The organism is Salmonella sp. SJTUF15581, assembly GCF_043356775.1.
GTDB classification, from domain to species: Bacteria; Pseudomonadota; Gammaproteobacteria; order Enterobacterales; family Enterobacteriaceae; genus Salmonella; species Salmonella enterica.
In genome coordinates this window covers 1-26,244 of sequence record NZ_JBEUJY010000005.1, presented here as the reverse complement: position 1 = coordinate 26,244, position 26,244 = coordinate 1, and the positions used below count along the sequence as shown (strand labels likewise).

Here is a 26,244-nt window from a genome sequence, read left to right as displayed (position 1 = left end):
TATTAGCCTGATCAATAGGTTATTATACAAATGATACGCAAACTAATTAGTGGATCACACTAATTATGTTTGGTGTGATGGAATGATGTACTGAGTACTGCGAAGAAGGGGGGGTAAACAAAACGCCCACCTAAGCGGGCGTTGTTGTTGAGAGCCGGAATTTGCCTGATGGTTCAGGCCAACCTGATTGACTATAGACCAGATGCGGTCTTAGCCGCCAGCCGGCACGGCAAGTATTACTCTTCTTCGTCGCGCAGCGGAACAATCAGCATGTCAACGTGAACGGTGTTGATCAGCTGGCGCGCAGAAGACATCAGTTTGCTCCAGAAGTCCTGGTGATGACCGCAAACGACCAGATCCATATCGTATTTCTTGATGGCGTCAACCAGCACCTGGCCCAAATCGCCGCTACCGCTCAGGGTTTCAGTGATAGGGTAGCCAGCGTTGGTAGACAGCTCGGTCAGCGCGTGGTGGGTTTCTTCGGAGATACGTTTCTGCATATCGCCCAGATTGACGTCAATCAGACCGGTGTACAGGTCTGAATAATTCACGTCAACGTGGATGAGGGAGATTTTCGCGTTGTAGGGGCGCGCCATAGAGACCGCTTTTTCAACCAGAACTTTACTTTCCGGGGAGAGATCAACTGCGATAAGAATGTGTTTATAAGCCATAGTGTTACTCCTTCCATAAGTTGTCGATGACCATTGAGCTACTGGCGTTTCTTATGCCGCCGCGTCACCCGCGTCCTGCGAACTCTATGCGCGGGGCTAGCTCAGCCGTTTACCATAACTATCCTTACATTATAGCGACCAGGATAATCCGTCAATCTGCCTTGCTTGCCAGTTAGTTAAACAAAATTTTCAGGGAATTGCATTGATAGTGATTAACCTTCTGGTAAAAAAATTAACTGATCTCCTACAATGTGTATAAGAGCCGTTCGAATGCGGAGCGCTAATATGGACGGCTTTCGTAGTACTCTTTCACTGATTGTCTGGCAGGGTATCGGGGAGCGGTAGTCCCGGAGAGGAACTCCGTGGGCGGGTCGCCGGGGAGGAGATATGATAAGCACCGTCTCACTATTCTGGGCTTTATGTGTCGTTTGCATTGTTAATATGGCGCGCTATTTCTCATCGCTACGCGCACTGTTAGTGGTACTTCGTGGTTGCGATCCTTTGCTCTATCAATATGTCGATGGCGGCGGCTTCTTTACCACGCATGGTCAGCCCAACAAACAGGTGCGCCTGGTATGGTATATCTACGCTCAGCGCTATCGCGATCATCATGATGAAGAATTTATTCGCCGTTGTGAACGCGTGCGCCGCCAGTTTCTGCTGACCAGCGCGTTATGCGGTTTGGTGGTGGTGAGCTTGATTGCGCTCATGATTTGGCACTGAATAAAAAAAGCGGGCCAGTTTCCTGACCCGCTCGTATTAGATAAGCCTCCGGATGACGCCGCTTGTAGCGGCCTGTCAGGCCTGTGTCGTTTCATCCTGACAGGCCGGATTAGCGACAGCGCTATCCGGCCCATTTGGCTTAAATAATCTTCAGGGAAAGCCAGTACAGCACGCCGGAAAGAATAATCGCCGCCGGTAACGTAAATACCCAGGCCATCAGAATGCTGGTCACGGTTTTACGCTGCAACCCGCCGCCATCAACGACCATGGTTCCCGCCACTGAAGAGGAGAGTACGTGAGTGGTAGAAACTGGCATACCGGTGTAGCTGGCAAGACCGATAGAGACTGCCGCCGTCATCTGCGCCGACATTCCCTGCGCATACGTCATGCCTTTTTTACCAATTTTCTCGCCGATAGTGGTCGCCACGCGACGCCAGCCGATCATCGTACCAATACCCAGCGCCAACGCCACTGCCATAATGATCCACACCGGCGCATACTCAATGGTGCTTAACATATCGGTCTTCAGCTTTTTCAGTAGGCGCTGGTCATCGCTGCTTACGCCAGGCAATTTCACGACTTTATCGGTCGTGTCGGAAATGCACAGCATAATGCGACGCAACTGACTACGCTGTTCAACGCTTAACTTGTCGTAGCTTTCCACGTTTGCCAGCATCCCTTTCGCACGGTTAAGCGCGTTAATGGTGTTAGCCGGATGGCAGTGGAATTCAGTCGGTTCAGTCGCGCCCGGTTCCGGAGAGGGAATCAGTTGGTCAACGCCGGTGACGGCTTTCAGCAGGTCAGGACGCTGCTCAAAGTACGTTTCGACATTGTTGATAGCATCGCGCGTACGGGTGATTTCGTAGCTGGAGGCATTCATATTGACCACGAAACCCGCAGGCGCGACGCCAATCAGCACCAGCATGACCAGGCCAATGCCTTTCTGACCATCGTTCGCGCCATGCGAAAACGCCACGCCGATAGCTGAGAGGATCAGCGCGATACGCGTCCAGAACGGCGGCTTTTTCTTGCCGTCTTTCTTTTCACGTTCGGCTGGCGTCAGGTGGATACGGGCGCGTTTCTTAGTACCGCTCCAGTAGCGGCGCAGCAAGAAGATCAGACCGCCGGCGAATACCAGACCGACAATAGGGGAGATAATGAGTGAACCGAAAATATTGATAACTTTCGGGATGTTAAGCGCATCCACCACTGACGTGCCGGTCATCATCGCATTGGTTAAACCGATGCCGATAATGGCGCCAATCAGCGTGTGGGAACTGGACGCCGGCAACCCGAAATACCAGGTGCCGAGGTTCCAGATAATCGCCGCCAGCAACATGGAAAAGACCATAGCGAGGCCGTGCGCGGAACCCATGTTGAGCAGGAGATCCGTTGGTAGCATATGCACAATGGCATACGCCACGCTGAGACCCCCCAGCAAAACGCCAAAAAAGTTAAACACCGCCGCCATGACAACCGCCAGCTGCGAACGCATCGCACGGGTGTAAATCACGGTTGCGACTGCATTGGCTGTGTCATGGAAGCCGTTAATCGCTTCGTAGAACAGCACAAAAGCCAGAGCAAGCAATAATAAAAGCCCGGTATGTAAATCCAGGCCAGCAAACAAATGTAGCATAGGACGTTACGCCATTTTGAGGACATGAACGCGGCGCATTATCAGTGACTTTGGCGGCGCGGGCAAAGTGAAATATAGACTTTTTTTGATGTACTTCGTGCTTTGTTTGATATCACTAAAGAATTATCTTATATATTTCAGATAAATACCATTTTCAGGCGCTTTTCGCGCTGGTGCGACCACTGAGGAAACTTTACAATTCCCGCCCGAATTTGAGAGAGGAAGGCGACGTGGAAAGGTTTGATGCCGTTATTATAGGCGCTGGCGCAGCGGGCATGTTTTGCGCCGCGCAGGCAGGACATGCGGGTAGCCGCGTGCTGCTCATCGATAATGGCAAGAAGCCAGGACGTAAAATCCTCATGTCCGGCGGCGGGCGCTGCAACTTTACTAATCTTTATGTTGAGCCTGCCGCGTATTTGAGCCAGAACCCCCATTTTTGCAAATCAGCATTAGCCCGCTATACCCAGTGGGACTTTATCGATCTGGTCGGCAGGTATGGGATAGCCTGGCATGAGAAAACGCTGGGACAGCTTTTTTGCGATGATTCCGCCCAACGCATTGTCGATATGCTGGTTGCCGAGTGCGACAAAGGCGGCGTAACGATGCGCCTGCGTAGCGAGGTACTGAGCGTCGAGCGTGATGAGTCGGGTTTCGTACTGGCGTTGAACGGCGAGACGGTGACTACGCAAAAGCTGGTGATTGCCAGCGGCGGCCTGTCGATGCCGGGGCTTGGCGCATCGCCGTTTGGCTATAAAATCGCCGAACAGTTTGGTCTCAAGGTGTTACCGACGCGCGCCGGGCTGGTGCCCTTTACGCTACATAAGCCGCTGTTAGAACAGCTCCAGACGCTGTCTGGCGTCTCTGTGCCCTGCGTGATTACCGCCCGCAATGGCACGGTATTTCGGGAAAACCTACTTTTTACCCATCGTGGGCTGTCCGGCCCCGCCGTTTTACAGATTTCCAGCTACTGGCAACCGGGCGAGTTAGTGAGCATTAACTTATTGCCGGACCTCTCGCTGGAAGATGTTCTCAATGAACAGCGTAACGCGCATCCGAACCAGAGTCTGAAGAACACGCTGGCGATGCATCTGCCGAAACGGCTGGTGGAGTGTTTACAACAGTTGGGGCAGATCCCGGATGTATCGCTCAGACAGTTGAACGTTCGTGACCAGCAGGCGTTGGTTGACACGCTTACAGCCTGGCAAGTGCAGCCTAACGGCACCGAAGGCTATCGGACAGCGGAAGTGACGCTGGGCGGTGTGGATACAAACGAACTATCATCGCGGACTATGGAAGCGCGCCGCGTGCCGGGTCTCTATTTTATCGGCGAAGTGATGGACGTCACCGGCTGGTTGGGCGGCTATAACTTCCAGTGGGCGTGGTCGAGCGCCTGGGCCTGCGCGCAGGATTTGGCGGCTGTCCGAGGACAATAAAGTTGTACACAAAGCACTAAAGTTGTAACCATTCTCAAAAAACGACGCTAATGTTGTATACTTACTGAATGTGTGGTTATAGGGTTGGAGACTATAAAATGCACATATAGGTACGTATCAATGTCGTTTTTAGGGTACGATCATGGCTAGGGGTAGGCGTCTCAAATCCTATTTGGATTATGAAAATGCGCTAGGTGACGGCATAGGAGTGGGCTATGGCCAAAGTTATCAGCCCTGGCTTAGAGCTCAGGACGTTAAATCCCGTGGAAACCGTTCGATAGTCTTTGGCCTTAAGACGTTTCGAAACCATCATCTCCTTTCTTCTGTCGAAAGTAACTTTTTCTATCTGGCTGAGTTTAATGACTCGGTGATTGATATCCGGGAACAATTCCCACTCTTTCCTCTCCGGCTTACCCAACAAATAGCAAATCATCTACATTTTCAACATCCTATGGTGAGGGGAGTAAGAGGAGTACCTGTCGAAGTTCTGAATGTTATGACAACCGATTTTTTACTGACCTTGAGAACTCCTGAAGGCGGACTTCGATACAAAGCTATAGCAGTAAAACATAACGAGAGCATACCTGAACGCGAAGCCCAAAAACTTGAAATAGAGAGGATGTTTTGGCAGTTGATTGATGTTGAGTTTCAAATTTATGTTGGCTCGGAACTCAATAACGTCGTCGGTAAAAACATTTGCTGGGCTACTTCTGTATTAAGAGATGGTTCTGAATTTTATGATAAATATCCTCTTGATAAAATCCTATGGAAGCTTAAACCAGATGTTTATCCCATAGTAGGACTACGTGCAATGATTTCATCAATCTTTGGGGTAGATGCACAAGAAGCGATGATGTTATTGCAGGCAATGATTGGATTAAAAATGATAAATGTTGATTTATCATATCCAATACTCGAAACCGGTCTGATAAAGATAATTTCCAATGACCACTATATAGGACTGAACGCAAATGGATATTATTAGGAATTCAGTCTGGCTCTCTCAAGGCACTGATTTGCTTGCAGAGGGACTTTACCGTGTTTTGGATTTTGACAGAAAGGTCGATTTGTTAATTTTGTTTAAAATAAAATCAGAAAGAACGGGTAAGCCAATCCCTTTCTCATTTTCAATGTTTAAATATTATATTGAATCAAATAGCATAACTTGTAAAGATTATATATATCCTTCATATATGTTAGTAGATGAGAAAGAATTAACAGATAAAGACAGAGGAAGGCGAGATGAAAATTACAATATCATTAAAGATCTTGTAGATGACAGAATGTTTCTGTTCGACTATGCATTACATAAAAAGTCGCACCTTTTAATGGATTACTCAAGAAATAAAAAAATATCACAATATACTATCAGAACGCTTCTGGCGTTGTATTGGCGACATGGGCAGGATATTTATGCATTGCTACCCGCATTCTCGAACTGTGGCGCCGCTGGGAAAAGTAGAATCAAACATGAAATTAAACTTGGGAATTCCAAAAAAAACAGAGCATTACCTAATGAACGATCACGTGTTTTCATTCTTAATGAAAGAGATATAAATAATATTAGAAAATCTCTCATTACGTATCATTATAAAGTTAACGGAGATACGATAAAGAAAACATTAGAGAGACATATTGATTTGTATTTTAGGGATGAAATTAAAACAGCAAACCTAGAAAATAGAGCTCCATATGTTCCTTCTTTAAAACAATTTTCATACTGGAATAAAAAACTCTTCACTAAAGATTTCTCGATAAATAAGAAGAACACGAAAAAAGAAATAGACCTCAAAATGCGGGCGCTTTTAGGTAGTGTGGCTAATACAACTGTTTTGCCGGGTGATGTTTTCGAAATAGACTCAACTGTCGCTGATGTACATCTTATTTCGAGTTTAAACAGACGAAAAGTCATTGGGCGTCCTACTATTTATACAGTGGTGGATCGTGCAACAAGAATGATTGTTGGCCTTCATGTTTCTTTATACCATGCTTCATGGCGAGCCGCCCGACAAGCGTTAGCAAATTGCTTTATGCCAAAAAAAGAATATTGTAGATTATTTGGAATCTCTATTACTGATGATGATTGGCCTTGTTCTCACATTCCATTAACATTGATGTGTGACAACGGGGAGATGATTGGTCTTAAACCTCAGGAAGAGATGACCCCCCTGACAAAACTTGAGTTTGCGCCAGTCGGTAGAGGCGACAGAAAAAGCATTGTTGAACGCTGTTTCGGCATTCTGAATGATGAGGTTATTCATAGGCTTATTGGAACAACACGAAGGGGAAAGATTGTTAAAGGAGAGCCAACACCGCAATCCAGGGCTTGTTTAACGATTCAGGAGGTCACGTCTTTACTGATTCGGGAGATACTTGCACATAATCAGAGAACGTATGAGGAACTGGCTTATATCAATCCCTTACTGATTGAAAATGATCTCGTAATATCACCAAAAAATAGTTGGATGATAAGCTTAAAGCACGGGAGATTCAGCGCAAGAGCCGTTGGGGCCGACGAAGTGATCGCACGATTGTTAATCCCTGTGAACGCTAACATTACCGCCGGTGGGATTCAGTACAATAATCTTTTTTATGAATGTGATCCTGAAATTGCATCAGGTGTCAGAGTATTTGGAAGAACCACTTGTGAAGCAAGAATAGATGACAATTGCGTAGATTATATATATGTAAGATTTGACAAAAATAGCATTTTCAAAAAACATTACCTACTTAAGAAAAGAGATGTATTTAAAGGGAAAGCTCATCTTGATACAGATGTAATGGCTGATTGGGTAGATACTCAAAAAGAAATTAATTTATTTACTCTGGATTCGCTCAGCAATATCAATAATAAAGATGAATTTAACAGGAAAGGTAACGAAAGATTAAATGAAATATACGAATCTCGCCGGGTACATGGTAAAGATATTAAAAAGAACAGGAAAAATGAACTTGATTCATTAGGGCGAACTCATGTTGCTAATGGAAGATCTGAACCCCTACTTCCTTCATCCAGTAATGTTCTGCTTTTGCCTGGCCGGGAGGAGAAACAAAGATGGTTAAAAGGTAAGAAGAAGACTGAGGACGCAGAATAATGAATCTTATACGGCGCGTTTCAGCGATATATAAAGAACAGGAGTTACCTGAGTATCGTGGCAATCCCTTAATTGAAGCACTTCCTGAAGCGCTTACGGAAGATGAAGTACTTCTGGAAATGAGTTATTTCCCCGAAATTGACGAAAAAATCCGCTGGACTGCCCCGGCGAATGTTAGAGAGCAGTATGTCGAACGTATAAAGAAATTCCGTTGCCCTCAAACCAATCTTATCCAGGCTTATAAGATGATCTTACGGGCACTTAGGGAAAGCTATGCAGCTCGTAATCCTTTAAAAAGCGGAACAATTCAATATCTTCATTACTATGGAAATGAGCGTCCTGATATTGAGCCAGAAAGTGGATATTTTAAATCCCAGGCTGAAACTATTACGATAGTTGGAATGAGTGGTTCTGGAAAAACTACCATGATTGAGCAAGTCATGGATCATTTCCCTCAGATTATAGAACACAGCAGCTATAAAGGAGTTTTTCCCGGCTTCAGTAAGCAAATTGTATGGGTAAAGATTAATTGTCCATACAATTCAAGTGTGAGAGACCTTTGTGAAGAGATTTTACAAAAATTAGATGATGCAATTGGTATTGAACGAACTACACCTGAGATTAGAAATGGTGCTCTGGCTCGCCAGATTGCACAAAGAATTAAATCATCATTTTTGGGTATCCTTGTTATTGATGAAATGCAGAGGCTTAAATTTTCAAGAACCGGGGGTGAGAGTAAGTTGATTGATTTTTTACATGAAATTGTAGATTCCATGGGGGTATCTATGGTTTTTTGTGGAAATCATCCTTTTGACGAGACGCTGACAAAGAAAATGAGAATTGCCAGGCGGGCAGAGTCTGGTGGTTACATGAAAATTAAGAATGTTAGATACGATTCACAAGACTGGCAATCGTTTATTCATTATTTATGGCCATTACAATGGACAAATGTTGAAACTCCATTAAATGATGAGTTAAACGAAAAATTATTCATTTTATCTAAAGGCAATATTGGATTGGCTCAGATGATTTATCGGGGGGCACAATTAAAGGTTATCGGTAGCGGCAATGAAATCATCACTGGCGCAGTCTTGTCGGCCTCTGTACCGGTACTCGTGAGTCATACGGAGGAATATAAGGATACTCCACTCCCGGGGGCCGCGACTGAAGATGAGGAAGCTAAATGGCTCTCTGCATCTAATGAGGGTGATGCTTCGGCTAAAATCATGGCAGAGAAGTCCCTAAAGTCTTTGATCCCTGGGGATATAGACAGGCCACAGCACAAGGAATTCGTAGGAAAAATAGACGAGGTTTTGCGCAATTTCGACGAGAAAATACTGTCTCTTGACCACGATCTTGTTATCAACAGAACAGCTGAAAAGAAAAATACCTACGATGCTCTTCAGCGTTGCGGGCTTATAAATATAGATCCACTTAATAAATTGTAATGAGGTAACAGTTCGTAACGGTCAAAGAGAGGTGTGGGAAATGAGAATGTTGCCTGTTTTGCCTGATGAATCCTTGTTCAGCCGGTTTTGTCGGACAACTACCGTGTACGGTATGTCCCCATCTTCTCTGTTAACGATCATTTTCAACAAACCTGATATGAACGTCCATCCAATTCTCAATTCAGGATTAAAGGCTATTTCTCTTCATACATCCGAAAGTGCAGATCAGCTCTGGCATGAACAGACTTTACTCCCTCTTTTTGCCTGGGCACTACCAATCAGTCGTAATGAAATTATGGATTTCAACACGACCCCTGCCAGGCTTAATCGATTGTGCCGCCTTAGTAATTTTTCACTAGGGCAGCGCACACTATTGAAGTTTTGCCCGGTTTGCGCTCGTGAAGATACTTTTCATTATGGTGTTACTTATTGGCATCTGGCGCATCAGCTTCATGGGGTTACAACCTGCCATCGGCATCCGGTAGCGCTTGAAAGCATCCATGTCCCTTCTTCACCGCACATACGTATTGGACTGATGCCTCCTGTTTCGTATACAGAACAACTTAGCAATGAGATAGACTTCGATTTTGCTAAGTTTTGTTATGAGTCCCTAAATATAATCAGAAGAAAAGATATTACACACCCCAATTACATGGATGTACTTAAAAAGTTGAATTTATTATCATTGGATGGAAATTTAAAGAAAAATGTATTCTACGCACATGTTTATGCTAAGTGCCAGTTATTTGGGGAGGGTTCATCGGGACTTATACCAACATCCCTAACTGATTATCATTACTGGGAGCCTATACTCAAAGACAAATGTTGTCAGCATCCCACAAAGCATCTTTTGCTTTGTTATTGTTTGTTAAATACTTGCTGGCCAACGTATGCAGGAAGTCGTACTAATAAAAAGAAAGAAATCTTTAAAAGTCATAAGAAATACAGTTTTCATATAGTTGAAAATAATACTAGTGTTAGCAACCTTGGGAAGGAATTTAGTCGCAGCAGATGTTACATTAAAACACTTATTTATAAAAAATACCTGAGGGCGTTTAAGCGAAACACAAAAATTAATATATTCACTGAATTGCTTATCAAGTCTATGGCTGTAAGGGGGTTTAGTCTGGCATCCATAGCTGAGAAAAACTCATTATCGGAAGGAGCTGTATCCTCTGTAATTTCATCTTGTTACGGTTTATGCTCATGGCGTAAAAAATGTAAAAAAGATTCTTTAAGACGGCGTCATAAGCAGAAAATATTAAGATTTATACATAATCAATCCGTTTCTATAACACGAAAGTTAGTCAAAGAAAGTTGTTATGCAAGTTTCTATTGGCTAAATAAACATGAATGTGACTGGCTTAATTCCTGTCTTCCTAAAACAATACGATGCTATAAAAATAAAAGAGTAGACTGGAGCGAGAGAGATATTATCTCATCATCATTAATAAATGATGTTTTATCTCAGGGGCAGTACTCGATGTCACTTACAAGTCTAGATGCTTTACTGGGAGGGCATGGCTGGCTTTTGAAATACAGAGATAAACTACCAATGACAATGATACTTCTCAGAAAAATGGAACTAATTAAATAAGAGGGAGTTATATGGTTTACGAAAATGAATTGTGGCACAGTTTTCTTCTGCGTTCACAGATAATGTATAACTTATCCAATTGCAGGAACATAATATCAAAGCATGGCGCACTAAGGTACGATGCCTTTCCTCGTTTCGAACTGATTGATATGTACAAATTGCATAGCTTGCAGGATATATATGACATTCTTGCCACTAGAAATGGTTATATACTAACTTCCAATATAGTGTCGTTATCTTCTGGTGTTTACGGGTATTTTAACGCTGTTGAAGATGCCTGTCGGAAAAATTTTCACATAACTAATTCATATCCATTGGTAAACATCTCAAACATTCGTTACTGTCACAAATGTATTGTTGAAGATATACACTCTAAAGGCATTGGTTATCTGCGTCATAGATGGTTGTTTGAATCTAAATGTGCAGTTCATAGTACCAGTTTATATGAGGTTTGTTTTGATAACTATTTGAATGCAGTGAAAGGACTTAGTGACTTAATTATAAGTGGAATAAATCCTCATGGTTATTGTTCCCTTGTGGTTGACGTTTCAAACCCTTTCAAAAATCCAGTGTATATATTACCATGTGCACGTAATAAAATTTTAAAATGGATTTCGGACAATAAAAATATGCTGATTTACTTTCTCTTTGATCTCTTCAAATGTAAGTCGCATTCAAGTTTATCTAAGGTTATCGAAGTCAAGATAATGCATGATAGATATATTTCTGCGGTGTTCAAGATGTTAAGTGAAGTTAATTTTTGTAATTTCAACTCATTTATTTCTGATATTTTTGAGGACGTAAGTTATGCCTCTATCGGACTTGATGATTATTCTGTTAATGTGCATTTTCTCAGGCTAAGGGCTGCAGATTGTAAATTTTGCCAGTTGAATGGTAAATATTTTTGCTCACTTTACAATGTAAAACTTCTTCGCTAATTTCACTTCATTTATAAAATACTAAGAAAGCTAGTTAGATAAGGTTTTATATTTTGACTGGGGCAGGAATAAATTATCACTCATAGAGTTTCCCTGGGGGTTACCACCTGTGTATGATGCCGGTTAGCAACAACGTCTAAAAGACCTGCGATCACGTGGGTCCCTCTCCAGCAAAGGGGCAAGGGGTGCTATATAACGGTGTACTGCTTACCCAATACGGCCTTGTATTTGAAAGATGCCGCATCTTGGCAGGATTCGTATTACAGCCTATAGTCTGTTAATGAGCATTACAGCCTATATGCTGTAAATCCCTGCGTTATGCTTGTTAACTCGTCGATACGGAAGGTCACTTATGAACACTCAATACGCTTTGAAGACTTTGAATCAGTTACGTCCTGTTTTAATCGGCTTTCGCAAAGCCAATGGACTGACGCAAAAAGATGTTTCTGAACGTTTGGGTATAACACAGCAAACTTATGCCCGACTAGAGGCCAACCCTGCAAGTGCGGGTTTTGAGCGTTTGTTTAGGGTGTTCAGCGTCCTTGGAGTGGAGATCGTACTTTCATCCAGGGAACCATTGTCAGATGCAAAGCCCGAATACGGAGCTATGCACAATTATTCTTCACTTCCAGCCAGGCGGGAGAAATGGTGACGCCTGGCGCTTCCCGGTCTAATTTTTCTTCAACAAGATTAACCCCTTAGCGGCCTGAAGTATCAGGTTGCGATAGAGCCTTTCATTTCTTCTGTTATGTTAAATACACCATTTTGAGCTATTTCGCTCGGCCTTAAATTATCTCTTCATTCTTCAGTGAAAATTTTATGTCGATCACATTATCGATGAATTTAGGAAATAATCCGTAAATGAAAATCTATCTTCTTTTAAATTCATCAGTGTCAGTAGGGGTCAGTTTGGATATCGAAAATTATTGTACGTTAAGGCTGTTTTTTGACCTTTCGACTTTAGCTGGTCTTAGCCGACGAAACTTACCAGAAGCCGGTATCCGGTTGCTTTTCCAGATATAATCACCTGTCAGATTGATGTGTTCCCAGCCCAACGGCGACAAATGCGACAGCAGTTGCTCGTTGATCTTCACCCCTTTACGCTTCAGGGCATCGACCGCTCTTTCCATATAGACGGTATTCCACAGGGATATGGCAGCCGTCAGCAGCGTCAGTCCACTGGCGCGATAGCTCTGATTTTCCGGTTTTCTGTCCCTGATTTCTCCCAGTCGGTGCATAAATACCGCACGCGCCAGCGCGTTACGGGCTTCGCCTTTATTCAGCCCCGCCTGTACCCGCCGACGCAGAGCCGGGTCGCGGAACCAGTCGAGCATAAACAGGGTTCGCTCAATGCGGCCAATTTCTCTCAGTGCTTTGGCAAGTCCGTTTTGCTTGGGGTAGCTGGCAAGCTTTTTCAGCATCAGGGATGCCGTCACGGTTCCCTGCTTTATCGAGGTTGCCAGACGCAGCACTTCACGCCAGTGGATTTCGATCTCTTTCAGATTCAGGCTGGTCGTTGATATCAGTGACTGAAGCGCCGGGTATTTCTCTGCTTTCCCTTTGATAAACAGTTTTTTGTCGTGGAGATCCCTGATTCGCGGACAGAACGCAAATCCCAACAGATGCATCAGGGCAAAGACATGATCGGTGAAACCAGCGGTATCGGTGTAATGTTCCCTGATTTCCAGGTCGCTTTCGTGGTACAGCAAGCCATCGAGAACATGGGTTGAATCCCTGACCCGACTGATTATGCAGGTGTAAAACGGGCTGTATTGATCCGAAATATGGGTATAAAACTGACGTCCAGGCTCTTGCCCATATTTCGGGTTAACCTGCCCTGCGTAGCGGCCTGAGCTGCCGGTTCTGAAATTTTGTCCATCTGATGATGACGTTGTTCCGTCTCCCCAAAATGCCGCCAACGGTCTTTTCCCCTGCGCATTTACCAGCTCTGCAAGAGCGGCTGAATAGGTTTCGTCACGGATGTACCATGCCTGAATATCTTCGAGTGATGATTTGGTGCTCCCGGGGCAGGCTTCTGCCATTTTGGTCAGGCCAAGATTGATGCCATCCGCAAGAATGGTGGTGAGGAGCAAGCGGGTATCGGGACGGGTAATGTCATTTTTTATATGCGAAAAATGTCGGGTAAACGTCGTCCAGCTGTTTACCTCATCGAGAATTTCCGTGATTTTAGGTCGCGGTAGCATGCTGTAAACCAGCTCTGCCAGCGGTGAAACCTGCGCCGGAACGCAGTTATCCAGCGGAGAGACTTTTACGCCCCTGTCGGATATTTCCACATCGGGCAGTTCACCAAGGGCAGCCATGGCATTGACCTCTTCAAGTCTGGACTGAAGCAGGGTCATACGGCTGGTAATGTACTCATGATAATCAGCAGATACGGGCAGTGGCAGTGCCGGTGTGAGTTTGTCAAAGTCCTTCTCGGGTATGAGGTAATCATCAAAATTTTTGTAGCGGCGCGAGCCTTTAACCCAGATATCCCCGGAGCGCAACGCCCCCTTAAGCTCGCTGAGTGCACAAAACTCATAGTACTGCCGGTCAATACCCACAGGTGTAATCACCACCTTGCGCCAGCTTTCAGGGACAAACTCAAGCGGCGCTGCCGCCGGAACTTTACGTGACTGCTTCCGGTACATATCCTTGATCACAACCAGTGCATCAGCCAGAGGTTGCGCTGCCGGGGTTGCGACTAACTGTAAAGCGGACAACATGCGTGGGGCATATTTCCGTAATGTGCTGTATTTCTCGGTAATAATATGCAGCGGGTCAAAATTATTTTTTCTGGCGAGATGGCGTGTTTCATCCAGACTGGCGACAAATTCAGCCCATGGGAGTATGTTTTCTATTGCGAGCCAGGGATCGCCACCGGAATCACGGGCATCAGACAGCGCCTGACCGACATCGATGTACTGCCTCAGTTTTGACTGGATCAGCTTTCCGGTCTGCTGAAGGCGCTCAGCCTGTGTTCGTTTGGCTTTGCTGAAAAGACTATTCAGCATTCGCTCATGCAGCTCAATCACTTCGTCTGTCAGTGTGGCTCTGGCTTCTTCCAGCACGCACACCAGGATCGCATGACGCCGGGCAGCTGAAAATCGGGTCAAATCCCGGCTACTCATCTTTCGGCCTTCCCGCGCCAGTTTCAGCAACCGGTTCTGGTGAATGGTACGATCTATACCTTCAGGTAATGCCAGCGATTCAATGCTGCTGAGCCGATCAAGATGTTGCAGCACGTTCTTACCATTGATTTTACCCGGCGGTTGCAGAAGCCATGTCAGCCTGGAAGGCTGATTATCTGATGACTCAAGTAAATGATCCAGGGCATCCCTGTGAGCCGGAGTTAACGGGGCATTCAGGGTCTGAAATACGATTTTATCGCCGCCTGCCATGACTTCAGCACAGGTACGCTCCACGACATCAATCGCGGGGATTATCACGTTGTTCTGCCGGAGATAGACAAGTAACTCTTCGGCTAGGAGAATGCCTTTATCGGTGCGCGTCGCCATCGATAACAGGTGCGTAATACAGTCCTGCTGTATTTTGCCGGTGAACGCCTTTACGCCAAGATAGCGGTACAGTTCGGTTAAATGCTCACGCCGGGTCGTATCCCGGCCGGAAAGGTAAGCAGGCCAGAGATCCCCGGTAAGCTTTAGCCTGCTGGCGATATGCTTCAGCAGCGCATCAGAGGGAGAGATTTTTTTATCCGGGGCAAAGCCGACATTTTTCAGATAGCAAAGAAGGACGGCAAAACCAAAACGGCTGGCGGGTTTACGGTGAGCACTGATAAGCGCCAGATCATGCTCACTGAAATAGGCCATTCGGGTCAGCGTTAACTCATCGTCCGGTAATGCCAGTAATGATTCTCTTTCCGACAGAGAAAGAATCTGCCTCCTTGCCATATAGTTTTCCTCATAAATTATTCGATGCGTTATTTTTAACAAAAATGGTTATCGCATAAGGGTATACCCTGACACCATAATCTAAACGTGACGGCACACAATGAACGACATAGCCTATATGCGATAGATTAAATGCAATAACCTAAATGCGGTAATGCGGTGAAAAAATGTTCATCAGCACTTATTTAAGGGCATAGACGGAAGATCAGTTCACCGATCGGGCAAAAGAGATGCTGGAGCAGTTTGTTTAGGAGCGGGGGCATAAAATAGCCAGTTACTACCGGGAGAATATCAGCGGTACAAAACTTGACCGACCGGAACTGGGTCGCTTACTGATGGACAGTCACCGCAATGATATTTTGCTGGTCGAGCAAATTGACCGCCAGCGCCAAAAGCAGGGAGTTGAACTCGCACATACGCTGGGTAAATATCAGGGAAAACAGGTCGCTCAGGAACGGCATCAAAAGGTACTTTACTACCGGCAGGTCAAGAAAGAAACGGCAGATGCAACAGGGTACAGCACCTCCCAGATATGCCACATTCAGGCACTGTACCGACAATCAGAATCATGAGACTTTGGTTAAGCAGGTATGCAGAGCAGAATTTATAATCTATTTCATTCAGACTGATTAAATGGATTACAGAAGCTAAAGGGTCTTCTTTGTTCAACATGAAACCAGAAGACCCTTACTATTATTATTAAAAAAGCAATTGGGTCAGATACCCCATAAGTATGGCCATACCCAGGATTACTGTCAGAAAAGCGACTATCATAGGCATTCTGAACATTGATTTAAGCAGTATTACTTCTGTCAAACTCGCTCCAGCACTACCGATTATCAAGGCCATTAATGCCCCCAGGCCCATTCCTTTAGTCATCAGCACTGATGCAAGTGGTATCACTGCCTCTGCGCGGATATACAACGGAATACCAACAACTGCACTCAGCGGTATGGCTAAGGGATTATCTGCTCCGGCATGAGCTGCAATCCACTCTGAAGGGATAAAGCCATAAATAAATGAACCTATTAATACACTTAACAAAAGATAAGGCAGAACATCCTTAAACTGCTGTAAGGCATCTTTCATAGCTAACTTTATTGGGCCAGAGGTGGTATTCGTTGTGAGATTCACATTGCCCAGATTCTCGCTGCTGCAACAGCTAACAGCTGGTTGTTCAGATGATATTGATGAACAACACGCTGATACGTTCTGCTCGTTCTTTACCGTCCTTAAGTTAATTATGGGGTTCGCTGATGAAGTACAGCAACTCGTTTTTAAAGGCAATTGAGTCGAGCTAGTGCTGCAACAACTGGAACCCGCCGACGTTTTTACCGAAGCTTCGGAATCATCGCATTTCGTGGTGCAACCACTTGATGCTGAGTTTTTGTGATCAACAATATGACGTTCAAATCCTAGTAAATCCAATACGATACTGGCAAGGACTGAGACACCGGCAGCGATGATCGCGTACAACAAAGTTACTTTCCAGCCAAAGGTAACCCACATTAACCCCACGATAATGGGATTAAGCAACGGTGAAACAAACAAAAAAGTGAGTGTCGGACCAAACCCTGCTTTCGCCGACAACAACCCTCGTAGCATTGGAATTGTTGAGCAACTACAGAAAGGGGTAACGGCTCCCAACAACGAGGCCAGCAGGTAGCCTTTTCCTTTTTTCGCCCCTATCAATTGCTGGATTTTATGGTCCGGGACCTTTTGCCTTATCAGGCTCACACCGGCACTGATGACAATAAACAGCAAAGATAGCTCGACGGCCAAAAACAAAAACATCTCTGCGGCATCTTGCAGCATAGAAATCCAACTATTCATACTAAACCCTCTTGACAAAATCTACGTTTCTAGAATAATCGAAATATAATTCTGGTCAAGATATTTCTGGTATTATCGAAATATCATTAGACAGAGGGTTGTCACATGCAACTGGAAGAAGTAGCTAAAGCACTAAAAGAGCTGGGTCACCCGACCCGTTTGTTCATATTCAAACATCTTGTAAAAGCTGGAGAACAAGGTTTGCCTGTAGGTGAATTGCAAAAGCAGCTTGGCATTCCCTCATCAACGTTAAGTCATCATATTTCAGCCCTGGTATCAGTAGGGCTCGTCACACAAAACCGGGAGAGTCGAACGCTCATGTGTGTCTCTCAATACGAAATACTGGAAGCTATCATCGAATTCTTACGTGAAGAGTGCTGTGTGGGGAGCCCGCAGAATTCGGAAAAAATCGTACGCTAAGGTTTTCCGGGCATCCGTAAGGGCCGAAACTTCCCGTCTTCCAGTCTGCGGCTCTGCCGCCAGACGTAATCGCCGGTTAGGTTGATGTGCTCCCAGCCCAGCGGCGACAGGAATTGCAGCAGCTCGCCGTCCACCGGCTTGCCGGCCTCGACCAACCCCTGGGTGGCGCGTTCCAGGTACACCGTGTTCCACAGCACGATAGCCGCCGTCACCAGGTTGAGGCCGCTGGCCCGGTAGCGCTGCTGCTCGAAGCTCCGATCCCTGATTTCCCCAAGGCGGTTGAAGAACACCGCCCTGGCCAGCGAGTTGCGCGCCTCACCTTTGTTCAGGCCGGCATGCACGCGGCGGCGCAGTTCAACACTTTGCAGCCAGTCCAGGATGAACAGCGTGCGCTCGATCCGGCCCAGCTCGCGCAGGGCCACGGCCAGTCCGTTCTGGCGCGGGTAGCTGCCGAGCTTGCGCAGCATCAGCGAGGCGGTGACGGTGCCCTGCTTGATCGAGCTGGCCAGGCGCAGGATGTCGTCCCAGTGGGCACGCACGTGCTTGATGTTCAGGGTGCCGCCGATCAGCGGGCGCAACGTCGGGTAGGCTTGCACGCCCTGCGGCACGTACAGCTTGGTTTCGCCGAGGTCGCGGATGCGCGGCGCGAAGCGGAAGCCTAGCAGGTGCATCAGGGCAAAGACGTGATCGGTGAAGCCGGCCGTGTCGGTGTAGTGCTCCTCGATCCGCAGGTCGGACTCGTGGTACAGCAGGCCGTCGAGCACATAGGTGGAATCGCGGACGCCGACATTCACCACGCGGGTGCTGAACGGCGCGTACTGGTCGGAGATATGGGTATAGAACAGCCGTCCCGGCTCGCTACCGTACTTCGGGTTGACGTGCCCGGTGCTCTCGCCCCGGCCACCCGCGCGGAAGCGCTGGCCATCGGAGGATGAGGTCGTGCCGTCGCCCCAGTGGGCGGCAAAGGCGTGGCGATACTGGTGGTTGACCAGCTCGGCCAAGGCCGCCGAATAGGTTTCGTCGCGGATGTGCCAGGCTTGCAGCCAGGACAGCTTGGCGTAGGTCAGGCCGGGGCTCGACTCGGCCATCTTGGTCAGCCCGAGGTTGATCGCATCACCGAGGATTGCGGACAGCAGCAACGTCCTGTCTTTGGCCTCGGCCCCGTCCTTCAAGTGGGTGAAGTGGCGGCTGAAGCCCGTCCAGTCGTCCACGTCCATCAGCAGTTCGGTGATCTTGATGCGCGGCAGTAACTGGCTGGTTTGGTCGATCAGCGCCTGCGCCCGATCCGGCACCGCCGCATCCAGCGGGGTGATTTTCAGCCCTGACTCGGTGAGGATGGCATCGGGCAGCTCGTTGTCCTTGGCCAGGCGGGTGACGGTGGCCAACTGCTCGTCCAGCAGCTGCAAACGCTCTTCCAGGTACTGGTCGCTGTTCGGGTTGATCGCCAGGGGCAGGGCCTGCTCGCGCTTGAGTGCGGCGAACTTCTCGGCCGGCAGCAGGTAGTCGTCGAAGTCGCGGAACTGCCGCGAGCCCTTGACCCAGATGTCGCCGGAGCGCAGGGCGTTCTTCAGCTCGGACAGGGCGCAGATTTCGTAGAATTTCCGGTCGAGGCCTTCCGGGGTGATCACCAGCGGCTTCCAGCGCGGCTTGATGAAGGCCGTGGGTGCATCGGCCGGCACCTTGCGCAGGTTGTCGGCGTTCATCTCACGCAGGGTCTGCACGGCTGCCAGCACGCCTTGCGCGGCCGGCCCGTGCTGTTCCCCAACTTTTCGCTCGGCGAAGAGTATGAACATGCGCCGCCGGCGACGAATCGCCAAATCTCACCGTATCTCCCGAGCGGACGATTTCGCACCGGTCTGCCCGTCGAAGGGCTTGCGATCGAACGGGGCGACCTTTTCTATGCATGTCCGCGAGCCAGCGTCTTTTATGGCACGGCGCTCGACGCCGACCTTCGGACGCGCGGCGTAAGCACGCTTGTCATGGCCGGGATAAGCACCACCGGCGTTGTTCTTTCAAGCGTCGCCTGGGCTAGTGATGCGGACTACGACGTGCGTTTGGTCCAGGACTGCTGCTACGACCCGGATCGGGATGCCCACGAAGCTCTGTTGCGTTCCGGGTTCGGCGGACGTGTACAGGTCGTGTAATTTTCGGGCCTCGCATGATCGCGGCCATAGCCGCAGGTGGATTGGTGCGAGGCAGGGCCAGTCCAAGTCAGGGTGCGGTCATCGCGGCGCCTGCAACTCTCAAAAACCCATCGCCGTAGCGGAGGTCTTGTAATCGCATGTCATTACGCACGCCCGATTTATTGTTCACAGCGATAGCACCTGCCATTTGGGGCAGCACCTACATTGTCACCACCCAATACCTGCCGAACTTCTCACCGATGACGGTCGCGATGCTGCGGGCGTTGCCGGCGGGTTTATTGCTCGTGATGATCGTCCGACAGATTCCAACGGGAATCTGGTGGATGCGCATCTTCATCCTCGGCGCACTTAATATTTCGCTATTCTGGAGCTTGTTGTTTATTTCGGTCTACCGCCTGCCGGGCGGGGTCGCGGCGACGGTAGGCGCTGTGCAGCCGCTGATGGTCGTGTTCATCTCTGCCGCTCTGCTAGGTAGCCCGATACGATTGATGGCGGTCCTGGGGGCTATTTGCGGAACTGCGGGCGTGGCGCTGTTGGTGTTGACACCAAACGCAGCGCTAGATCCTGTCGGCGTCGCAGCGGGCCTGGCGGGGGCGGTTTCCATGGCGTTCGGAACCGTGCTGACCCGCAAGTGGCAACCTCCCGTGCCTCTGCTCACCTTTACCGCCTGGCAACTGGCGGCCGGAGGACTTCTGCTCGTTCCAGTAGCTTTAGTGTTTGATCCGCCAATCCCGATGCCTACAGGAACCAATGTTCTCGGCCTGGCGTGGCTCGGCCTGATCGGAGCGGGTTTAACCTACTTCCTTTGGTTCCGGGGGATCTCGCGACTCGAACCTACAGTTGTTTCCTTACTGGGCTTTCTCAGCCCGGGGACCGCCGTGTTGCTAGGATGGTTGTTCTTGGATCAGACGCTGAGTGCGCTTCAAATCATCGGCGTCCTGCTCGTGATCGGGAGTATCTGGCTGGGCCAACGTTCCAACCGCACTCCTAGGGCGCGTATAGCTTGCCGGAAGTCGCCTTGACCCGCATGGCATAGGCCTATCGTTTCCACGATCAGCGATCGGCTCGTTGCCCTGCGCCGCTCCAAAGCCCGCGACGCAGCGCCGGCAGGCAGAGCAAGTAGAGGGCAGCGCCTGCAATCCATGCCCACCCGTTCCACGTTGTTATAGAAGCCGCATAGATCGCCGTGAAGAGGAGGGGTCCGACGATCGAGGTCAGGCTGGTGAGCGCCGCCAGTGAGCCTTGCAGCTGCCCCTGACGTTCCTCATCCACCTGCCTGGACAACATTGCTTGCAGCGCCGGCATTCCGATGCCACCCGAAGCAAGCAGGACCATGATCGGGAACGCCATCCATCCCCGTGTCGCGAAGGCAAGCAGGATGTAGCCTGTGCCGTCGGCAATCATTCCGAGCATGAGTGCCCGCCTTTCGCCGAGCCGGGCGGCTACAGGGCCGGTGATCATTGCCTGGGCGAGTGAATGCAGAATGCCAAATGCGGCAAGCGAAATGCCGATCGTGGTCGCGTCCCAGTGAAAGCGATCCTCGCCGAAAATGACCCAAAGCGCGGCCGGCACCTGTCCGACAAGTTGCATGATGAAGAAGACCGCCATCAGGGCGGCGACGACGGTCATGCCCCGGGCCCACCGGAACGAAGCGAGCGGGTTGAGAGCCTCCCGGCGTAACGGCCGGCGTTCGCCTTTGTGCGACTCCGGCAAAAGGAAACAGCCCGTCAGGAAATTGAGGCCGTTCAAGGCTGCCGCGGCGAAGAACGGAGCGTGGGGGGAGAAACCGCCCATCAGCCCACCGAGCACAGGTCCCGCGACCATCCCGAACCCGAAACAGGCGCTCATGAAGCCGAAGTGCCGCGCGCGCTCATCGCCATCAGTGATATCGGCAATATAAGCGCCGGCTACCGCCCCAGTCGCCCCGGTGATGCCGGCCACGATCCGCCCGATATAGAGAACCCAAAGGAAAGGCGCCGTCGCCATGATGGCGTAGTCGACAGCAGCGCCGGCCAGCGAGACGAGCAAGACCGGCCGCCGCCCGAAACGATCCGACAGCGCGCCCAGCACAGGTGCGCAGGCAAATTGCATCAACGCATACAGCGCCAGCAGAATGCCATAGTGGGCGGTGACGTCGTTCGAGTGAACCAGATCGCGCAGGAGGCCCGGCAGCACCGGCATAATCAGGCCGATGCCGACAGCGTCGAGCGCGACAGTGCTTAGAATTACGATCAGGGGTCTGTTGGGTTTCACGTCTGGCCTCCGGACCAGCCTCCGCTGGTCCGATTGAACGCGCGGATTCTTTATCACTGATAAGTTGGTGGACATATTATGTTTATCAGTGATAAAGTGTCAAGCATGACAAAGTTGCAGCCGAATACAGTGATCCGTGCCGCCCTGGACCTGTTGAACGAGGTCGGCGTAGACGGTCTGACGACACGCAAACTGGCGGAACGGTTGGGGGTTCAGCAGCCGGCGCTTTACTGGCACTTCAGGAACAAGCGGGCGCTGCTCGACGCACTGGCCGAAGCCATGCTGGCGGAGAATCATACGCATTCGGTGCCGAGAGCCGACGACGACTGGCGCTCATTTCTGATCGGGAATGCCCGCAGCTTCAGGCAGGCGCTGCTCGCCTACCGCGATGGCGCGCGCATCCATGCCGGCACGCGACCGGGCGCACCGCAGATGGAAACGGCCGACGCGCAGCTTCGCTTCCTCTGCGAGGCGGGTTTTTCGGCCGGGGACGCCGTCAATGCGCTGATGACAATCAGCTACTTCACTGTTGGGGCCGTGCTTGAGGAGCAGGCCGGCGAGCGCGGCGGCACCGTTGAACAGGCTCCGCTCTCGCCGCTGTTGCGGGCCGCGATAGACGCCTTCGACGAAGCCGGTCCGGACGCAGCGTTCGAGCAGGGACTCGCGGTGATTGTCGATGGATTGGCGAAAAGGAGGCTCGTTGTCAGGAACGTTGAAGGACCGAGAAAGGGTGACGATTGATCAGGACCGCTGCCGGAGCGCAACCCACTCACTACAGCAGAGCCATGTAGACAACATCCCCTCCCCCTTTCCACCGCGTCAGACGCCCGTAGCAGCCCGCTACGGGGGGTCGTCTCAGAAAACGGAAAATAAAGCACGCTAAGCCGGTTGCAGAGGCCGTAGCGGCCTGAACTTCCCCGCGCCGATCTTGGCGCTGCTGCGCCATAGGTAATCACCGGTCAGGTTGATGTGCTCCCAGCCGAGTGGCGACAGGTACTGCAATAGCGAGTCATCGACGGCATGACCATTGCCGCGCAACGCATGCGCCGCACGCTCCAGGTAGACCGTGTTCCACAGCACGATGGCCGCCGTCACCAGGTTGAGGCCGCTGGCCCGGTAGCGCTGCTGCTCGAAACTGCGGTCACGGATTTCACCAAGGCGGTTGAAGAACACGGCACGGGCCAGCGCATTGCGCGCCTCGCCCTTGTTCAGCCCGGCATGCACGCGGCGGCGTAGCTCGACGCTTTGCAGCCAGTCGAGGATGAACAGCGTGCGCTCGATGCGGCCCAACTCGCGCAGCGCGACGGCCAAGCCGTTCTGGCGCGGGTAGCTGCCGAGTTTCCTGAGCATCAGCGAGGCCGTCACCGTGCCCTGCTTGATCGAGGTGGCCAGCCGCAGGATTTCGTCCCAATGGGCGCGGACGTGCTTGATGTTGAGCGTGCCGCCGATCATCGGCTTGAGCGCGTCATAGGCGGCATCGCCCTTCGGGATGTAGAGCTTGGTGTCGCCCAGGTCGCGGATGCGCGGCGCGAAGCGGAAGCCCAAGAGGTGCATCAGGGCGAAGACGTGATCGGTGAAGCCCGCCGTGTCGGTGTAGTGCTCCTCGATCCGCAGGTCGGATTCGTGGTACAGCAGGCCGTCGAGCACGTAGGTTGAGTCGCGCAGGCCGACATTGACCACCTTGGTGTGGAATGGCGCGTATTGGTCGGAGATGTGGGTGTAGAAAGTCCGTCCTGGGCTGCTGCCATATTTTGGGTTGATGTGCCCCGTGCTCTTTGCCTTGCTAGCGGTTCGGAAATTCTGTCCGTCCGATGATGATGTGGTGCCATCGCCCCAGTGCCCGGCAAAGGGATGCCGAAACTGAGCGTTGACCAGTTCAGCCAACGCTGTCGAGTACGTTTCGTCGCGGGTATGCCAGGCTTGCAGCCAAGCGAGCTTCGCGTAGGTCGTGCCGGGGCAGGACTCGGCCATCTTGGTCAGGCCCTGGTTGATCGCGTCGGCCAGGATCGTGGTCAACAACAGGTTCTTGTCCTTGGCCAGATCGCCCGATTTCAAGTGCGTGAAGTGCCGGGTGAAGCCCGTCCACTCATCGACTTCGAGCAGCAGTTCGGTGATCTTGACGTGCGGCAGGACCATGGCTGTCTGGTCTATCAGCGCCTGCGCGGTGTCGGGCACCGCCGCATCCAGCGGCGTGATCTTCAAGCCCGACTCGGTGATGATGGCATCCGGCAGGTCGTTGGCTGCCGCCATGCGGTTGACGGTGGCAAGTTGTGCTTCCAGCAGCGTCAGCCGCTCATGCAGATATTGTTCGCAGTCGGTGGCCACGGCCAGCGGCAATTCGCTGGACTGCTTGAGGCTGGTGAACTTCTCGGGCGGTACCAGGTAGTCCTCGAAGTCCTTGAACTGGCGTGAACCCTGCACCCAGATGTCGCCCGAGCGCAGGGAGTTCTTCAACTCGGACAGCGCGCACAGTTCGTAGTAGCGCCGGTCGATGCCGGCGTCGGTCATCACCAGTTTCTGCCAGCGCGGCTTGATGAAGCCGGTCGGTGCATCGGCTGGCAGCTTGCGGGCGTTGTCGGTGTTCATGCCGCGCAGCACCTCAATGGCATCAAGCACGTTTTTGGCGGCGGGCGCGGCCCGCAGCTTGAGCACGGCAAGGAATTCCGGTGCATAGCGGCGCAGGGTGGCGTAGCTCTCGCCGATGCGATGCAGGAAATCGAAGTCATCGGGTTGCGCGAGCTTCTGCGCCTCGGTGACGCTCTCGGCAAAGGAATCCCAGGACATGACGGCCTCGATGGCGGCAAACGCATCGCGGCCTGATTGCTTGGCGTCGATCAGCGCCTGACCGATGCGCCCGTACAGACGTACCTTGGCGTTGATGGCCTTGCCTGACGCCTGGAACTGCTGCTGATGCTTATTCTTGGCAGCGTTAAACAGCTTACCCAGGATGCGGTCGTGCAGGTCGATGATTTCGTCGGTGACGGTGGCCATGCCCTCGGTGGCCAGCGCCACGAGAGTGGCGTAGCGCCGTTGCGGCTCGAATTTGGCCAGGTCGGCGGGTGTCATCTGGCCGCCCTCGCGGGCAATCTTGAGCAGGCGGTTCTGGTGAACCAGCCGCTCGATGCCGGTAGGCAGATCGAGTGCCTGCCATGCCTTGAGGCGTTCGATGTGTTCCAGCATATGCCGCGAATTTGGCTTGGCCGGAGACTGGCGCAACCAAGCCAACCAGGTCGTCTTGCCGTTGTCCCGGCGCTTGAGCAGATCGTCGAGGCGGCGGCGATGCGCGTCCGCCAGTGGTTCGGCCAAGGCGTCGTAGATGCGCCGGTTAGCACGGGTGATCGCCTCTGCACTCGCCCGCTCGACGGCGTTGAGGGCGGGCAGAATGACCGACTGCCGCCGCAGGTGCCCGATCAAGGCGCTGGCCAGCACGATGCCTTTGTCGGTTTGCATCGCCAGCTCGGTCAGCATCTGGACGGCCTGCCGGTAATGGCTCATGGTGAAGGGCCGGAAACCGAACACGGTTTGCAGCTCGCTCAGGGGCACTGTTGCAAAGTTAGCGATGAGGCAGCCTTTTGTCTTATTCAAAGGCCTTACATTTCAAAAACTCTGCTTACCAGGCGCATTTCGCCCAGGGGATCACCATAATAAAATGCTGAGGCCTGGCCTTTGCGTAGTGCACGCATCACCTCAATACCTTTGATGGTGGCGTAAGCCGTCTTCATGGATTTAAATCCCAGCGTGGCGCCGATTATCCGTTTCAGTTTGCCATGATCGCATTCAATCACGTTGTTCCGGTACTTAATCTGTCGGTGTTCAACGTCAGACGGGCACCGGCCTTCGCGTTTGAGCAGAGCAAGCGCGCGACCATAGGCGGGCGCTTTATCCGTGTTGATGAATCGCGGGATCTGCCACTTCTTCACGTTGTTGAGGATTTTACCCAGAAACCGGTATGCAGCTTTGCTGTTACGACGGGAGGAGAGATAAAAATCGACAGTGCGGCCCCGGCTGTCGACGGCCCGGTACAGATACGCCCAGCGGCCATTGACCTTCACGTAGGTTTCATCCATGTGCCACGGGCAAAGATCGGAAGGGTTACGCCAGTACCAGCGCAGCCGTTTTTCCATTTCAGGCGCATAACGCTG

General features: G+C 50.5%; 17 protein-coding genes and 4 pseudogenes. 13 read left to right on the top strand and 8 right to left on the bottom strand.

Annotated features, from left to right (window positions below; translation table 11 throughout):
* Window positions 1-236: 236 nt before the first annotated feature.
* Entirely contained in the window at window positions 237-671 is a 435-nt protein-coding gene (gene uspA, locus ABVN36_RS10840; protein WP_000323565.1) for a universal stress protein UspA, read from the bottom strand.
* Between the two features lie 387 nt (window positions 672-1,058).
* On the opposite strand from uspA, the gene uspB reads away from it, so the two are divergent.
* Entirely contained in the window at window positions 1,059-1,394 is a 336-nt protein-coding gene (uspB, locus tag ABVN36_RS10835) for a universal stress protein UspB (protein WP_000626193.1), read from the top strand.
* 139 nt (window positions 1,395-1,533) lie between these two features.
* Here uspB and pitA read toward each other — a convergent pair whose 3' ends face one another.
* Window positions 1,534-3,030: an inorganic phosphate transporter PitA gene (gene pitA, locus ABVN36_RS10830; RefSeq protein ID WP_000902764.1), complete on the bottom strand. Its 1,497-nt coding sequence runs from the start codon at window positions 3,028-3,030 to the stop codon at window positions 1,534-1,536.
* A gap of 230 nt (window positions 3,031-3,260) precedes the next feature.
* Here pitA and ABVN36_RS10825 point away from each other — a divergent pair, with 230 nt between their 5' ends.
* The 7 genes from ABVN36_RS10825 to ABVN36_RS10795 all read left to right on the top strand — a co-directional run bounded on the left by ABVN36_RS10825 (window position 3,261) and on the right by ABVN36_RS10795 (window position 12,193).
* Window positions 3,261-4,463 (top strand): NAD(P)/FAD-dependent oxidoreductase, encoded by a 1,203-nt coding sequence (locus ABVN36_RS10825; RefSeq protein ID WP_023138191.1) that lies wholly within the window; start codon window positions 3,261-3,263, stop codon window positions 4,461-4,463.
* A gap of 142 nt (window positions 4,464-4,605) precedes the next feature.
* Window positions 4,606-5,448, top strand: a complete 843-nt coding sequence (locus tag ABVN36_RS10820; protein ID WP_000090707.1) for a TnsA endonuclease N-terminal domain-containing protein — start codon at window positions 4,606-4,608, stop codon at window positions 5,446-5,448.
* Window positions 5,435-7,558 carry a transposase gene (locus tag ABVN36_RS10815; protein ID WP_000351437.1) on the top strand — a complete coding sequence of 708 codons (2,124 nt, stop codon included), beginning with the start codon at window positions 5,435-5,437 and terminating at the stop codon, window positions 7,556-7,558. Before ABVN36_RS10820 ends, ABVN36_RS10815 begins: the two co-directional genes overlap by 14 nt.
* On the top strand, window positions 7,558-9,006 hold the full coding sequence (locus ABVN36_RS10810) for an ATP-binding protein (protein ID WP_001049180.1): 1,449 nt from the start codon (window positions 7,558-7,560) through the stop codon (window positions 9,004-9,006). The genes ABVN36_RS10815 and ABVN36_RS10810 overlap by 1 nt, the downstream gene beginning before the upstream one ends.
* Window positions 9,007-9,046: 40 nt before the next feature.
* On the top strand, window positions 9,047-10,603 hold the full coding sequence (locus tag ABVN36_RS10805) for a TnsD family Tn7-like transposition protein (RefSeq protein ID WP_001324699.1): 1,557 nt from the start codon (window positions 9,047-9,049) through the stop codon (window positions 10,601-10,603).
* An 11-nt stretch (window positions 10,604-10,614) separates the two neighbouring features.
* Entirely contained in the window at window positions 10,615-11,541 is a 927-nt protein-coding gene (locus ABVN36_RS10800; RefSeq protein WP_000262423.1) for a hypothetical protein, read from the top strand.
* A gap of 352 nt (window positions 11,542-11,893) precedes the next feature.
* A complete protein-coding gene (locus tag ABVN36_RS10795; RefSeq protein ID WP_001097216.1) occupies window positions 11,894-12,193 on the top strand; it encodes a helix-turn-helix transcriptional regulator in 300 nt (99 codons plus the stop codon).
* A gap of 281 nt (window positions 12,194-12,474) precedes the next feature.
* On the opposite strand, the pseudogene ABVN36_RS10790 reads toward ABVN36_RS10795, so the two are convergent.
* Window positions 12,475-15,452: pseudogene (locus ABVN36_RS10790) on the bottom strand (Tn3 family transposase).
* 167 nt (window positions 15,453-15,619) lie between these two features.
* On the opposite strand from ABVN36_RS10790, the pseudogene ABVN36_RS10785 reads away from it, so the two are divergent.
* Window positions 15,620-16,024, top strand: a pseudogene (locus ABVN36_RS10785) (recombinase family protein).
* A gap of 127 nt (window positions 16,025-16,151) precedes the next feature.
* On the opposite strand, the gene ABVN36_RS10780 reads toward ABVN36_RS10785, so the two are convergent.
* Window positions 16,152-17,285 carry a permease gene (locus ABVN36_RS10780; protein ID WP_001089729.1) on the bottom strand — a complete coding sequence of 378 codons (1,134 nt, stop codon included), beginning with the start codon at window positions 17,283-17,285 and terminating at the stop codon, window positions 16,152-16,154.
* Window positions 17,286-17,390: 105 nt separating this feature from the next.
* Here ABVN36_RS10780 and ABVN36_RS10775 point away from each other — a divergent pair, with 105 nt between their 5' ends.
* On the top strand, window positions 17,391-17,705 hold the full coding sequence (locus tag ABVN36_RS10775; RefSeq protein WP_050901219.1) for a helix-turn-helix transcriptional regulator: 315 nt from the start codon (window positions 17,391-17,393) through the stop codon (window positions 17,703-17,705).
* Here the strand turns inward: ABVN36_RS10775 and ABVN36_RS10770 are convergent.
* A pseudogene (locus tag ABVN36_RS10770) lies at window positions 17,702-19,453 on the bottom strand (Tn3-like element TnAs1 family transposase); the annotation flags it as partial. The gene ABVN36_RS10775 and the pseudogene ABVN36_RS10770 sit on opposite strands and share 4 nt — an antisense overlap.
* A 3-nt stretch (window positions 19,454-19,456) precedes the next feature.
* Between ABVN36_RS10770 and ABVN36_RS10765 the strand changes: the two are divergent.
* Both ABVN36_RS10765 and ABVN36_RS10760 read left to right on the top strand, forming a co-directional pair.
* On the top strand, window positions 19,457-19,849 hold the full coding sequence (locus ABVN36_RS10765) for a cysteine hydrolase family protein (protein WP_001351729.1): 393 nt from the start codon (window positions 19,457-19,459) through the stop codon (window positions 19,847-19,849).
* Between the two features lie 137 nt (window positions 19,850-19,986).
* Window positions 19,987-20,871 (top strand): DMT family transporter, encoded by an 885-nt coding sequence (locus ABVN36_RS10760; protein ID WP_000058717.1) that lies wholly within the window; start codon window positions 19,987-19,989, stop codon window positions 20,869-20,871.
* Between the two features lie 31 nt (window positions 20,872-20,902).
* On the opposite strand, the gene tet(A) is transcribed toward ABVN36_RS10760, so the two are convergent.
* Window positions 20,903-22,102 (bottom strand): tetracycline efflux MFS transporter Tet(A), encoded by a 1,200-nt coding sequence (gene tet(A) / locus ABVN36_RS10755; protein WP_000804064.1) that lies wholly within the window; start codon window positions 22,100-22,102, stop codon window positions 20,903-20,905.
* Between the two features lie 105 nt (window positions 22,103-22,207).
* Between tet(A) and tetR(A) the strand changes: the two genes are divergently transcribed.
* Entirely contained in the window at window positions 22,208-22,843 is a 636-nt protein-coding gene (gene tetR(A), locus ABVN36_RS10750) for a tetracycline resistance transcriptional repressor TetR(A) (protein WP_039045916.1), read from the top strand.
* A 138-nt stretch (window positions 22,844-22,981) separates the two neighbouring features.
* On the opposite strand, the pseudogene ABVN36_RS10745 reads toward tetR(A), so the two are convergent.
* Both ABVN36_RS10745 and ABVN36_RS10740 read right to left on the bottom strand, forming a co-directional pair.
* Window positions 22,982-25,639 (bottom strand): annotated as a pseudogene (locus ABVN36_RS10745) (Tn3-like element TnAs3 family transposase); the annotation flags it as partial.
* A gap of 53 nt (window positions 25,640-25,692) precedes the next feature.
* On the bottom strand, window positions 25,693-26,244 hold a 552-nt coding region (locus tag ABVN36_RS10740), incomplete at its 5' end, for an IS6-like element IS26 family transposase (protein WP_024181434.1).

Coding starts and splice junctions, on each gene's coding strand:
- uspA (WP_000323565.1), bottom strand. CDS start 671: ATGGCTTATAAACACATTCTTATCGCAGTTGATCTCTCCCCGGAAAGT.
- uspB (WP_000626193.1), top strand. CDS start 1,059: ATGATAAGCACCGTCTCACTATTCTGGGCTTTATGTGTCGTTTGCATT.
- pitA (WP_000902764.1), bottom strand. CDS start 3,030: ATGCTACATTTGTTTGCTGGCCTGGATTTACATACCGGGCTTTTATTA.
- ABVN36_RS10820 (WP_000090707.1), top strand. CDS start 4,606: ATGGCTAGGGGTAGGCGTCTCAAATCCTATTTGGATTATGAAAATGCG.
- ABVN36_RS10815 (WP_000351437.1), top strand. CDS start 5,435: ATGGATATTATTAGGAATTCAGTCTGGCTCTCTCAAGGCACTGATTTG.
- ABVN36_RS10810 (WP_001049180.1), top strand. CDS start 7,558: ATGAATCTTATACGGCGCGTTTCAGCGATATATAAAGAACAGGAGTTA.
- ABVN36_RS10805 (WP_001324699.1), top strand. CDS start 9,047: ATGAGAATGTTGCCTGTTTTGCCTGATGAATCCTTGTTCAGCCGGTTT.
- ABVN36_RS10800 (WP_000262423.1), top strand. CDS start 10,615: ATGGTTTACGAAAATGAATTGTGGCACAGTTTTCTTCTGCGTTCACAG.
- ABVN36_RS10795 (WP_001097216.1), top strand. CDS start 11,894: ATGAACACTCAATACGCTTTGAAGACTTTGAATCAGTTACGTCCTGTT.
- ABVN36_RS10780 (WP_001089729.1), bottom strand. CDS start 17,285: ATGAATAGTTGGATTTCTATGCTGCAAGATGCCGCAGAGATGTTTTTG.
- ABVN36_RS10775 (WP_050901219.1), top strand. CDS start 17,391: ATGCAACTGGAAGAAGTAGCTAAAGCACTAAAAGAGCTGGGTCACCCG.
- ABVN36_RS10760 (WP_000058717.1), top strand. CDS start 19,987: ATGTCATTACGCACGCCCGATTTATTGTTCACAGCGATAGCACCTGCC.